Raw genomic sequence first — 13,412 nt, 5'->3', positions numbered from 1 at the left:
CTTACATACTTATTGAATTCTGTGTTTAAAAGTACTTACGAAAACTTTTGTTTTCTTTTGTTCTATTATGTATTGCTTTTGTATATTACCTATGGTAACATAAGGTTATAAACACAAGTAAACAAAATATAACGCAGGTAAACGAAATGGAGGGCGCAGAAATGGAGATTACGGCAGAACAGTTGGCAGGCATGGTGGATCATACAAATTTAAAAGCATTTGCAGATACTGCAATGTTTGAAAAGCTTTGCAGCGAGGCGAGGGAATACCAGTTTAAGATGGTAGCGATTAATCCGGCACAGATTAAACTTTGCAAAGAATTGCTGGACGGAAGTCCTGTGCATGTGGGAGCAGCCATCGGATTTCCATTAGGTCAGACCACACTTGAGTGTAAGGTCTTTGAAACGAAAGACGCCATAGAAAAAGGAGCCGATGAGATTGACTATGTGATCAACGTGGCGGAAGTAAAAAATAAGAATTATGAGTACATAAAAGAAGAGATGAAGCAGATCGTGGACGTATGCAGAAAAGCGGGAGTCATCAGCAAAGTGATCTTTGAAAACTGCTATCTTACGGATGAAGAAATACAAAAAGCTGCAGAAATTGCAACAGAAGTAAGGCCGGATTTTATAAAAACCTCCACAGGTTTTGGAACCGGAGGAGCAACAGTGAAAGATGTGAAACTGATGAAATCTGTTGTGGGTGATGCAGTAAAAGTAAAGGCTGCAGGAGGTATCAGAGATCTTAAAACTGCATTGGCAATGATCGAAGCCGGTGCAGAACGGCTTGGAACGAGTGCAGGTGTTGAGATTGTAAAAGAGATGCAGAAATAAGGGGAGGAAAAGAGAATGAAAGAAATCAAGGTATGTCTGATTGGTTCCGGAAGGGCCGGTATGGTCCATGCGCACAATTATACAGGAAGTGTTCCTAATGCGAAAATAATCGCAGTCTGTGACCCGGTGGAAGAAACAGCAAAAAATGCGGCAGAGGAACTTGGCATTGAGCTGTATTACACAGATTACAGGGAAGTTCTGAAAAATGAAGAGATCCATGCAGTGTATATTGTAACGCCGACCAAGTACCATAAAGAGATTGCAGTGGCTGCAGCCGAAGCAAAGAAACATATCTTTTGCGAGAAGCCGATGGCTATGAATGAGGAAGAATGCGATGAGATGATCAAGGCTGCAGAAGAAAACAAAGTAAAGCTGCAGATCGGATTTATGCGCCGTTTTGATGAGAGCTTCCAGGAGGCAAAACGGATGATCGCAGAAGGGGAGATCGGAGATATTGTCTTAGTGAAATCTCATTCCAGAGGGCCGAGCAAGCCCAAAGAATGGATGTACGATATTAAAAAGAGCAACGGGCCTTTGGCAGAGGTAAGCAGCCATGACATTGATACCGTCCGGTGGTTTGCAGAAAGTGAGCTTAAAAGCGTCTACGCCATAGGAGGGAATTTCAGAAATAAAGAGATTGCCGAACAGTATCCGGACTTCTATGACAATGTCATCATGACCGGGGAGTTTGCAAACGGAATTCATGCCTGTGTGGAAGGAGCCCAGTATGTCCAGTACGGATATGATGCAAGGGTGGAGATCCTGGGAACAAAGGGAGTGATCTGTCTTGGAGATATCCATGAAAAGAAAATCCTTACCTGTACCCCGAACCATGAACTGAAGCGCCCGACTACAAGGAGCTGGAAATTCCTGTTCAAGGATGCTTATTTAGCTGAAGACCGGAGCTTTATACGTTCTATTATAAACGATACACCTGTGGAGTGCAGCGGTTATGACGGAAAGATGGCCGTAAGGATCGTAAAAGCCGGAAATGAATCTATTGTGAATAAAAAGATTGTAGAATTATAAAAAAGAGACTGACAGGAGGACCGTATGTTTGCAGAAGAACGAAAAGAAGAGATCATGAGACTATTAAAGGAAAATAAAAGGGTGAGCAGCGCTGAACTTTCTGAACGGTTTCATGTGAGCGGAACGACGGTCCGCACCTACCTGATGGAACTGGAAAAGGCAGGGAGGCTTACGAGGACCCATGGAGGAGCACTGCTCAATGATGATATTTTAAACGTGGAAGAATCAATCGCCGCAAGAAAGCAGAAATATCTGAAAGAAAAGCAGAATGCAGCGTTAAAAGCCAGAACAATGATAAAGGATGGGGATACAATTTTGTTAGACAGCGGAACAACCATGCTGGAACTTGCAAAGCTTTTAAAGGATGCAAAGAAACTGACAGTTGTGACCAATGACCTGCCCGCTGCCATGGAGCTTCAAAAGATGGAAGGGATCTATCTAATCCTCATCGGAGGGCATGTGCGGACTGCCTTTGAAAGTACGGTGGGCAGTATGGGGATGAAATTTCTTGAAAATATATCCGTTGAAAAAGCCTTTATGTCATCGGATGGTGTTTCCCTGTCTAAAGGAGCGACAACTCCTAATATGGACCAGGCAGAAATCAAAAAAGAAATGATGGCCTCTGCAGACCAGAATTATCTTGTCTGCGATACATCCAAGATTGGAAAACGGACCATCTGCTCCTATGCAAAAATAGAAGAGTTTGACGGCTTTATCCTGGACAAACCGCTGGAAGATGAACTGAGGGAAGCCTTTGAAAACCTGGGGACCGTCATTTTGTAAAGCATTGAAGAAATGTTTTATGATCCAAGGAAGCACCTTTTTTCTCAACAACAGCCGCAGAAACCAGATTGGCTTTGGCGGCCGCATCGGAAAGCGTAAATCCAAGCTTTTTAAGTGCCATAACAGCTCCTATGTGGGCGTCACCGGCTCCGGTGGCGTCCACTTGTTTTGCCTTTCTGGACGGAAGAAAGACTCCGCTGCCATTCTCCAGGCAGTAAGCCCCGTCTTTTCCCAAAGTGATGATCACATCCTGACCTGTCATTTGGCTGACGGCCATGGCAGCATGCTGCGGATCCGTCTCACCCGACAGCAGGATGGCTTCAGATTTATTTAAATGTACGGTGGGATGAAGGGCAAACAGGCGCCTCATCAGATCTTTCGGCTGTTTATCAATTCTCGGGCCCGGGGCATAGTATACGCTGATGTGCGTGTGCTGTTCTAAAAAAGAAACGATGTGTTCCCCGGTTTTTTCTTCAATTTCCAGCCCGCATACATAGGCTGTGTCGTATTGGGAAGCATCGATCAGCTCAAACCACTCTTTTTCAAACAGATATTCAGCACCGTGATAAGAAGCGAAGGTCCGCTCACCTGACTGGTCAACAAAGCAGTAACAGCAGCCGTTGTCAAGGTCCGGCACTGGCAGTATGGAGACAATTCCACGTTTTTCCCATTCATTTCTGATAAAATCCCCGTAGATTCCGGTGCCTGCCGGAGAAAACAGCAGATGCGGCACCTGAAAATGCCGGATGATATCGGATACATTAAAGGCACATCCGCCGATGCAGAGCTGCTGATTTAAGATATGCAAATCTTCTCCGGGCGCAGGAAACCGTTCCACATCTATAAGAACATCGGCAACAGATGAGCCGATGATTAAAATTTTCTTTTTTTGGTTCATATTTTTTCCTCCATGCCTTATGATATAATAAAATCCCTAAAAATAAAACAGGATAGAGGAGAATCGATATGATAAAGAAAAAGATTTTGACCGTAGTTCCTATGAGAGATACATATAAAGAAAAGCTGAAAGAAGTTTCTCCGGAATGTGAAATAATTTATTCTTCCTATGAGGATGTCAGCAAAGAGATGGTACAGCAGGCGAATATCATCATCGGGAACGTTCCGGCCTGGATGATCGGCATGTCAGAAAATCTGGAGCTTTTACAGCTGAATTCCTCCGGAACTGATGCCTATATGGGGGTAAATATCCTGCATGACAAAACCATCATGACCAGTGCTACCGGGGCATACGGAAAAGCCGTGGGAGAGCACCTGTTTGCTGTACTGATGTCTATACAGAAAAAACTGCATGTATACCGGGATAACCAGAACCGTTGTGACTGGGCAGATGAAGGGCAGGTTTTATCACTGACCGGGAACACAGTGCTGATTGCAGGCCTTGGAAATATCGGATTATCATTTGCCAAAATGATGAAGGCACTGGATTCTTATGTGATTGGAATAAAGCGCAGAATCGGTGAGTGCCCGGAGGGGATTGATGAGCTGCATACGATGGAGGAACTTGATGAGCTGCTGCCAAAGGCGGATGTAGTTGTCTCCATTCTTCCCAACACACCTGTGACCCGCAGTGTATTCAGCGGGCAGCAGTTTAAACGAATGAAAAAGAGCGCTGTGTTTATGAATGCAGGACGCGGAAATGCCGTGGACACGGAGGCACTGTGCAATGCACTGATCACAGGAGAGATCTATGCGGCAGGGCTGGATGTGACAAATCCTGAACCGCTGCCGCAGGAACACCGGCTTTGGAATATTAAAAATGCGGTGATTACACCCCATATCTCAGGAGACTTCCATCTTCCTCAGACACTGGATTTTATTGGGGACATTGCCGTGGAAAATGTCAGAAGATATCTGCAGGGAGAAGAACTCTGCCATGTAGTGGATTTCCAGACCGGATATTGTAAATAAACGTTGTACTTTGCTGGAAGATCATATATAATAATAGTAATTATTACTATTTATTATCTTTCTAAGGAGGAACGAATGAGCAAACATTTACCAACCAATGTCAGAGTACCAATAGACCTTGATAATCCATCCATTATGAGGCATGAAGAAAAGTGTATAAAATGCGGCCAGTGTAAAAATATCTGCAAAGATTATATTTCTGTTCTTGGGACCTATATTCTGGAACAGACAGGTGACAGGGCGGTCTGTATCAACTGCGGTCAGTGTGCCAACGTCTGTCCGGTTGAAAGCATTACGGAAACCTATGAGTATGAAGAGATCAGAGAAGCAGTCAGGGATCCGGAAAAAATCGTAGTTGTCAGCACATCTCCGTCGGTGAGAGCTGCTCTGGGAGAGGAGTTTGGAATGGAGGAAGGGGCGTTTGTCCAGGGAAAGATGGTTGCGCTTCTCAGAGCTCTCGGAGCTGACTATGTGCTGGACACAAACTTCAGTGCTGATTTGACGATTATGGAAGAAGCAAGTGAGCTGATTGAGAGAATCACAAAAGGGACCAGGCCCCTGCCCCAGTTTACGAGCTGCTGTCCGGCATGGGTGAAGTTTGCGGAGATCTATTATCCGGAACTTTTGGACCATATCTCTACGGCTAAAAGCCCGATCGGCATGCAGGGGCCCACTATTAAAACATACTTTGCAAAACTCATGGGCATTGATCCTGAGAAGATTGTAAATGTGGCACTGACACCATGTACGGCTAAAAAGTTTGAAATCCGCAGGGAAGAAATGAAGGATGCAGGAAATTACTGCGGAATAGAAGACATGCGGGATATGGACCACGTGATAACTACAAGAGAAGCCGCACTTTGGGCCAAAGAAGAAAATATTGATTTTATGGGGCTTAAGGATTCTGAGTTTGATGAATTTATGGGAGAAGGTTCCGGAGCGGGAGTTATCTTCGGCAATTCCGGGGGAGTTATGGAGGCTGCCCTGAGGACTGCATATGAGTTCATCACGAAGGAAAAATCCCCGGAACTGCTCTACGATCTGAAACCTGTCAGAGGTATGGACGGAGTTAAGGAAGCAAGTCTTGATATCGGCGGTCTCACAGTCAATGTGGCAGTCGTTTACGGAACAGGAAATGCCAGAAAAATCATAGAGAAAGTAAAATCTGCTGACAAACAGTATCATTTTATTGAGGTGATGACCTGTCCCGGAGGCTGCATCGGCGGCGGAGGACAGCCGAAGGATAAAGAATTCAAAGGCCAGATCATACAGGAAAAGAGAATCGAGAGCCTGTACAGGAGAGACAGCGGGATGAAGGTCCGGGCGAGTCACGAAAATAAACAGATTAAAAAACTGTACGAGGAGTTTTATGGAGAGCCTTTAAGTGAGCTGGCAGAGCAGATGCTGCATACCATGTACCATGACCGGAGCAGTGAACTTGGAAAGAGGCCGGAAAGAAAAACTGCGGAGCATATAACCGGGGCTGCAGAAGGAGTCCGGGAGGATATTTTAGAAGATCTCCGTGCCAATTTTGAGGGAGAATGCCGGGAGACAGGTATGTATTTTGCCATGGCCAGGGCAGCCCACCGGGAAGGTTATCCGGAGATCGGCAGATATTATGAAAAGGCTGCCAGAGAAGAAGCAGATCATGCAGCAAAGTTTGCGGAACTTTTGGGCGAAACAGTTACAGATTCCACCAAGAAAAACCTGGAATTACGTGTGGATGCAGAAAATGGTGCGGCAGAAGGCAAAACAAAACTTGCAGCACGGGCCAAAGCAGAAGGGCTGGATGCAGTCCATGATACAGTCCATGAGATGGCAAGAGATGAAGCACGGCATGGAAAAGCTTTTGAAGGGTACTTAAAGCGATACTTTGACCTGTAATAAAAAAGTGTATACTGCTGAACATTTAAAAGTACATTAGGAACATGACATGATATCTTCTAAGCAGATAAGTGAAAGAACACACATCTGCTTAGGAGGTATTTTTTTGTTTTCTCCAATGAGATGTCCGTTTCCGGCAGACATTATGTCCCATATATAACTTGCCCACATTGCCCGCGGTCATCATGGTATATTTTTTATAAAGATCATGATCATAAAAGTAACTGAAGTTTGACGCATTTAATCATTGGCTTTATAAAGGTTTGAAAACCAGGAGGTAAAGGTATGAATATTTGGGAAAACACAGTATTAACAGATCAGGGAAGGGCGCTGCAGGCAAAACTTCTGAAAGGAGAAACATTAAAAATTAAAAGAGTAACGACAGGAACAAAAAAGGTGCCTGTCGTTGATCTGCGGCAGCAGACCAGCGTTACGGAGGGCGGATATGATATCACACTTCAGCCGGCCAGGACCGAAGGTGGTACTACCATTCTTCCAGTATTGCTTGAAAACAAAGGGTTAGAAGAGAGTTATGAATTGTGGCAGGTCGGGTTTTATGCAGAAGATCCGGAAGAAGGAGACATTCTGTTCTGCCTTGCACAGGCATCCCAGGCTAAACACGTTCCTTCTGAAGCGGAAAGCCCTGGATTTTCTATCACATGGGAGTTTTGTTTTAATACATCAGATACCGTACCATTTGAGGTGGTGCTGAATTCTGCCGGGTTGGTAAATATAGAAGCGTATCAAGTGCATACAGAAGCAATTCATGAGATAAGTGAGAAAATTGATGGGATAAATTCGGCTTTAGATAATATAGCAACAGAAGTAAAGACGGTTAATAATAGTTTTGGATATGGTACTTTTTCTAATGGCTACGTGCTAATAGGGAAGACAGTTTGCGTATCGTTTAAAGTGTTACTCGCAACCAATATTGCTGCCGGAAGAGTTTTATGTAGCGGACTACCGAAACCACTTTCTGAATTAGCAATAATAAATGTATACGATAGTTCAGCATCTACTTATTCACGTGCAAAGGTAACTTATGATGGAGCAGTCTATGTAGAAACTGCACATAACTCTGGCGCTTCACTTTTGATAAATGGTGCATATATAGCGAAATGAATCAGAATTTTACTTAATATCAATTTGCTCTGAATTACCTATGAATCTTTGACCATATTTAGTTGAAAGATTTTGGGATTTGTCGCTATCTTCTGCTTTGAAAGGATATTGCCTTTTAATACAGTGACAGCTTACAGAATATTTTAATGTATCCAACAAGACAATTTCTAAATGGAAAAATATATACCAAATATATCTAAACTTGGCCAGCTATGATGGTAGTGTCTTTCCTGGAAAAACAGTTGTACACTCCATTCTTGACATGCTGTGCAGATTGAAATACAATATGCAATAGACTTATATATGGAAAATGGAGGATACATATGAAAACCTTACAAAAAATCAGCAGTACGCTGTCCAGCAAGACATCTGTTTTTGTTATTTTAGTAGCAATCGCAGCTTTCTTTGTCCCGGATGTATTTTCCTGGGTGCAGGGAAACAACCAGAGTCTTGTCCTGGGAGTGATTATGTTTACAATGGGACTGACACTGACGACAGAGGACTTTAAAGTGCTGGCAAAACGTCCTTTGGACATTTTTATCGGAGCGGCGGCACAGTATTTAATTATGCCGTTTCTGGCTTATGGAATTTCAACAATTTTGGGACTGCCCAATGAGATTGCCATAGGGCTGATCCTGGTTGGATGCTGTCCGGGAGGGGTATCATCGAATATTATGTCATACCTGTGTCATGGTGATGTACCTTTTTCTGTGGGAATGACGACAGCATCTACGCTGCTGTCACCGGTTATGACACCTATGATGGTACTGTTTTTAGCAGGGGCAAGGATTGAAGTCAATGCGGCTTCTATGTTTATGTCAATCGTAAAATCTGTGCTGCTTCCGGTGCTTCTTGGATTTATCCTCAATACGCTGTTTGGAAAAAAGGAAGCATTTAAGGAGGCACAGCAGGTTATGCCGGGCATCTCAGTGATTGGACTGGCTTTGATTGTCGGAGGAGTCATTGCGCTTCAGGGAGCAAATTTCTTTAAATCCGGCGTTATCATTTTTATTGCAGTTTTACTGCACAATAGTCTGGGATATCTTCTCGGCTACGGAGTCGGCAAATTAGTTGGAATGAACATGGCAAAGAAACGTACTATTTCCATCGAGGTTGGTATGCAGAATGCAGGTTTGGCTACAAATCTGGCAACTGCCCATTTTGCGGCAGCACCTCAGGCGGCTATGGCCAGTGCTGTTTCTTGTGTATGGCATTCCATATCTGGTACTATCCTGGCAGGAATCTATCTTCAGAGAGATAACAGCAAAGAAGAGAAATTGGAAAGCAGGACAGCAGCAGAAGCAGAATAGAGGATAAAAAGGGATACAACTGTGACAGGCAGGGGTATTCCTTTTTTTGATTTATTGAATAAAATACTAATTTTTGGGAGGGATAATACATTTTTTTCCACTTGATTTTCTGGAAATTCTACTTTATAGTTAGTGCTGAAAAACACTAGGAGCTAAAAGAGATGAGAGAAGAAAAGTTTTATGAAGAGCTGAGTCCGTATGTAGAGAGGGCCAAGCATGGCGATCAGGATGCTTTTGCGCATTTATATCAGTCTACATATGAAATGACCAAATGGTTTGTTTTAAATTTTTGCAAGGACAGAAATGAAGCGGAAGACATACTGCAGGAGATATATTTGGATGTTTACCGATATCTGCCGGATTTGAAAAATAATCTGGCTTTTTGTGCGTGGCAGAGAAAGATCTCATACCGCTGCTGTATTAAATTCGCCAGGCAGAAAAAAGATGTTGTGGTTGGAGATCAGGCAATAGAAAGTATGGAAAAAATTTCTGCCGATGAGAATAAACCGCAGGAAATGATATTGAATGAAGAAAAAAACCAGCTGCTTCTTCAATGTATAACGAGGCTGCCGGAAAAGCAGAGAGCTGCAATTATAATGAGCGGACTTTGGCAGATGAAAATGAGAGAGATAGCAGAAGTTATGGATTGTGATATAAATGCAGTGAAAAATCTTTTATATCATGGCAGAAAAAATTTAAAGAAAGAGATTCAGAAACTGGCCAAAGCAGACAGGGAAGCATTGGGAATCCGGAGTTTTGGTTTTATTATTCTTTATCCTTCAATTCGGAACTGTGTAGTCTCATCTTCTAAACAGATATCAAGGTATGCAGCATTGGCCAAAAAGACAGCGGTCACTGTACTGGCTGCATGCTCAGGGGCAGCGGCACTGGCTTTATGGCAGTCAGATCCGGTTCCGGCGGCAAATTTTCGTTCGGTTGTATTGCCGGAAGTATCTCTTAAGACGGAGGAACTGGAAGGGATAGAGATACCAAAAGAAAAAAAACGGGCTGCTCCGGTTCCGGTAGATTACAGTTCAATGAACGTAAATAAGAAAACAAAACTTCTGGAGGTTCATGTAAAGGGAAAAATTGATTATAAAAATACTTACACTAAAACAGACTCTGGAGAAATCGTGTATCCTCTGAAATATAACGCTTCTGAAGGAATGCTGTATTTCCCTGCAAGAGCAGAAAATTTTGTTCTCCATCTTATGGCAGAAGACGGCCGGTCGAAAATGTATCGGTTTTATAAAAAATAGCAGCTTTCAGCAGCAAAAAAGAAAGGCCCGGATCAGTATTGATAAAATACTGGTCCGGGCCGAAATTTTTAAAAAAAAGATCTAACACTTTTTTTGGGGAGTTCTTCTTGTTGACAAGCATCAAAATAAACTGTGGAGGAAGGAATTTGTTATGGACAAGAAAAAATGGAAGAGAATATTAGTATTTACTTTGACAGCGGTTTTTTCTTTGGGGATGATTCAGGAGATTGGGGTGATGGAGGCGGCAGACAGCGCGGCTGACAAGGCAGAGATTTCGTCCGAAACCGAAGAAGGACAAATATCAGAGAATAAAAATACGGAAGTTTTACAGGAAGAAACACAACAGAAAAGTTCGCAGGCAGAAGAGAAAGAGGAAAGCGAGCCGGATGAGAAGACGGAAAAAATAAAAAATACAAAAACAAATAAGAAAAAGGCGGAGAAAATTACAGTGAAGAAAGCAGAGAATGGGCAAACTCTGCTGGATGTGAGCAAAGGAGACATTGTAATTAAAGCAACCGGGGCAGCGGGCGGAGGACTGGCGGAAGATGAAACCGAGCTGAATCCGGAAGGATACCGGATCACAGGTACGACAGAGGATCATAATGTAACTGTTGAACGTGGTGTTACAACGGATCTGACTTTAGACAACGTAGATATTACCTGTGGAAAACAGCCTATGGGCACGGCAAATCGGAAACTTGACTGTATTAATGTATCACATGCCAATGTTACCATTCTTCTGATCGGAAAGAATCGGCTGACCAGTTATGCCGGAAATCCTGCCGATGTTTTTGACGGTTATGAAGGCAACGCTTTAGCAAAAGACGGCATGGACGGAGAGCTGACGATCAGATGTCAAAAGGCAGGGCAGAAAGGCCATAAGTGCAATGATGAGTGCGGATCGCTTTATGCAGGAGGAAACAGGGATTTATATCATGCAGGCGCCATAGGAAGCACCAGAAGAAATGCTCAAAACTCTTCTGAGGCAGGGTTTGTAAACTTTACCATTGAAGGCGGTAATATAGAGTCTGTTGGTGGAAAACACTCGCCAGGGCTGGGCGGTGCCTGCTGCACAACGCTGCTTGGAGGAAAATCAGTAAAAAATATACGCATCAGCGGCGGAAATGTAAAAGTAAAAGGAAATGAATATTGTGCGGGACTTGGAGCAGGATATCACTGTGATTTAGATGGACTTTATATCACCGGAGGAATCGTTGAAGCAGAAGGAGGAGCAAATGCTCCGGGCATCGGTTCCATAGAATATCCGACAAAAAATATATCCATCAGCGGCGGAGATACTGTTGTAACGGCAATCGGAGATAAGGACACCGGGAAGCCGGGAATAGGGACTTCTTCAAGTTCAACAGAAAATGTTATCGCAGTTCCGGATCCGGGATATCAGGGATACATACAGGACGGTACTGGTTTAAAACCAGAAGAGTATACTTTTACAGCAGAATCACCGTTTCAGGTCAGTACAGGTATTGTGGTAGGAAAATTTTATACAAAAGTATATTTTGGCCCTCACCGGGATGAGAACACAGTCGATAATGAAACCAAAGAACAGATCGGTGCCAACAACATCATCAGCAAAAGCGGGGGAACAGCTTTTACGGAAAAACAGCTGAAGATCCTTGGCAAAGTCACCGGGAAAAAGAAAGATGGGACAGAATATCTTTTGGATGAATTATCTGTAGCAGATAAAACACAGATGGATGCAATCAATCAGGCGAAGTCTAAAGGCGAGACTGGAGAATTCCCGCTGGCATTTAAAACATCCGACGGGACAATGGTGGAGATCACAGTATACCTGAAAGAGCAGGGCAGTGACGGAGTAGAGTATGACCCGATGGACCCGTCCTCTGTGCTTGGGGCAGACAATTTTGCCAAAGAGACCGGAGGCAACGAATGGACTGAAGACGATGTCAAGCAGTTTGCCGACTTAAAAGGAAAAGATTCAGACGGAAATGATATCCTATTGGATGACTTTAGGCTGGACCAGGAACAGCTTGATAAGATCAACAGCGCAAAAACCGCTGGTAAAGCTGGTGAATTTGATCTCAAATTTACTGACCCGGAAGGAAATTCAGTTACAGTCACAGTGACTTTGACAGGAGAGTTTGACCAGATCACAGAAAATCCTGCAAACCATGAGATCATCAAGGCACAGAATGTGATCAGCAAGACTGGGGGAAAGGGATTTACTAAGGAGCAGTTAAAAGACCTTTCTTTATTAAGAGCTGTTGATGAAGATGGAAACGAGATACAAAAAGACAAGCTGAGTCTGTCAGACAGTACCCAGTTAGACCGTTTAAATAAAGCAAAAGAAGCAGGGGAAACCGGAGAATTTCCCCTGACATTTCAAACTGAAAATGGAACCGAAGTAGAAATATATGTTTTTCTCAGGGATGAGGGAACTGATGGAACAGACCACAGAAATGGCAGTGCCAGCATTGCAGCAAACCATGCAAGACATAAGACCGGCGGAGATAAATTCAGTAAAGAAGAGATTATAACCTTGTGTGATGTCAAAGGGAAAAATCAATATGGAGATACTATACCAGTTAATGCAGACGAGAAGCAGCTGGAAGCGATCAACCGCGCAAAACAGGCGGGGCACACCGGAGTATTTCCTATGACCTTTTCCATGTCGGACGGTACATCCGTGACAGTTAATGTAACACTTACCGGAGATCATACGGTGACCTTTGACTCTAATGGAGGAAAAGGACAGCCGGAGGCCCAGACTGTCATCGGAGGAGAGAAGATAATAAAACCGGCTGATCCTGAGAGAGACGGATACACGTTTGAAGGATGGTATTACACTGATGAGGATGGGAAGGAAAAGAAATGGAATTTTGATGATCCGCTGCATCAGGGAATCGAACTGAAGGCAAAATGGGAGAAGAAAAGCGAGACATCCAAGAACACAGAGGAAGAGAATACTAAAAGTGAGACAAAATCCACATCAAAAAATGAACAGACATCTAAGGATCAGACATCTAAGAAGAAGCCGGAGAAAAAGGAAGAACTGCCGGAATGGGGGCAGTACCAGATTACAGGAAGCGGGGCAAAAGACGGTATGTTATCTAAAACATCTGATTATACAAATATACACGGAATGCTGAATCTATTTATAGCAAGCGGAAGCATGGGGGGGGGATTTACTTAATATACAAATATAGTAAGAAAAAACGTGAATAACGATAGGAAAGAGAATGTCTGACTCTTTTCTATGCGTATTCTTCTTGTGTACAGATATT

Annotated in this window: 10 protein-coding genes; 9 read left to right on the top strand and 1 reads right to left on the bottom strand. The window is 43.4% G+C overall.

Annotated features, from left to right (window positions below):
- The first annotated feature begins 146 nt into the window (after nt 1-146).
- The 3 genes from deoC to KH180_RS03755 are packed head-to-tail and all read left to right on the top strand — an operon-like array spanning nt 147 to nt 2,645.
- A complete protein-coding gene (gene deoC / locus KH180_RS03765) occupies nt 147-833 on the top strand; it encodes a deoxyribose-phosphate aldolase (protein ID WP_290756587.1) in 687 nt (228 codons plus the stop codon).
- Between the two features lie 15 nt (nt 834-848).
- Nucleotides 849-1,862, top strand: a complete 1,014-nt coding sequence (locus KH180_RS03760; protein WP_290756584.1) for a Gfo/Idh/MocA family oxidoreductase — start codon at nt 849-851, stop codon at nt 1,860-1,862.
- Between the two features lie 24 nt (nt 1,863-1,886).
- On the top strand, nt 1,887-2,645 hold the full coding sequence (locus KH180_RS03755) for a DeoR/GlpR family DNA-binding transcription regulator (protein WP_290756581.1): 759 nt from the start codon (nt 1,887-1,889) through the stop codon (nt 2,643-2,645).
- On the opposite strand, the gene KH180_RS03750 is transcribed toward KH180_RS03755, so the two are convergent.
- On the bottom strand, nt 2,635-3,543 hold the full coding sequence (locus KH180_RS03750; protein WP_290756578.1) for a PfkB family carbohydrate kinase: 909 nt from the start codon (nt 3,541-3,543) through the stop codon (nt 2,635-2,637). The genes KH180_RS03755 and KH180_RS03750 overlap by 11 nt on opposite strands.
- Nucleotides 3,544-3,611: 68 nt before the next feature.
- Here KH180_RS03750 and KH180_RS03745 point away from each other — a divergent pair, with 68 nt between their 5' ends.
- From KH180_RS03745 to KH180_RS03720, 6 genes are all read left to right on the top strand, one after another.
- Nucleotides 3,612-4,574, top strand: coding sequence for a D-2-hydroxyacid dehydrogenase (locus KH180_RS03745; RefSeq protein WP_290756575.1), 963 nt, complete (start codon nt 3,612-3,614; stop codon nt 4,572-4,574).
- 75 nt (nt 4,575-4,649) lie between these two features.
- On the top strand, nt 4,650-6,458 hold the full coding sequence (locus KH180_RS03740; RefSeq protein WP_290756572.1) for a [FeFe] hydrogenase, group A: 1,809 nt from the start codon (nt 4,650-4,652) through the stop codon (nt 6,456-6,458).
- 285 nt (nt 6,459-6,743) lie between these two features.
- Entirely contained in the window at nt 6,744-7,580 is an 837-nt protein-coding gene (locus KH180_RS03735) for a hypothetical protein (protein ID WP_290756569.1), read from the top strand.
- Between the two features lie 323 nt (nt 7,581-7,903).
- Nucleotides 7,904-8,890: a bile acid:sodium symporter family protein gene (locus KH180_RS03730; RefSeq protein ID WP_290756566.1), complete on the top strand. Its 987-nt coding sequence runs from the start codon at nt 7,904-7,906 to the stop codon at nt 8,888-8,890.
- 161 nt (nt 8,891-9,051) lie between these two features.
- Entirely contained in the window at nt 9,052-10,149 is a 1,098-nt protein-coding gene (locus tag KH180_RS03725; RefSeq protein ID WP_290756563.1) for an RNA polymerase sigma factor, read from the top strand.
- 151 nt (nt 10,150-10,300) lie between these two features.
- The gene (locus KH180_RS03720) at nt 10,301-13,321 is read left to right on the top strand and encodes an InlB B-repeat-containing protein (RefSeq protein ID WP_290756560.1); all 3,021 of its coding nucleotides are present in this window, start codon (nt 10,301-10,303) and stop codon (nt 13,319-13,321) included.
- Nucleotides 13,322-13,412 lie beyond the last annotated feature (91 nt).

Source organism: Anaerostipes sp., from assembly GCF_018381315.1.
Taxonomy (GTDB): domain Bacteria; phylum Bacillota; class Clostridia; order Lachnospirales; family Lachnospiraceae; genus Anaerostipes.
This window is presented reverse-complemented; position numbering and strand designations above follow the sequence as displayed.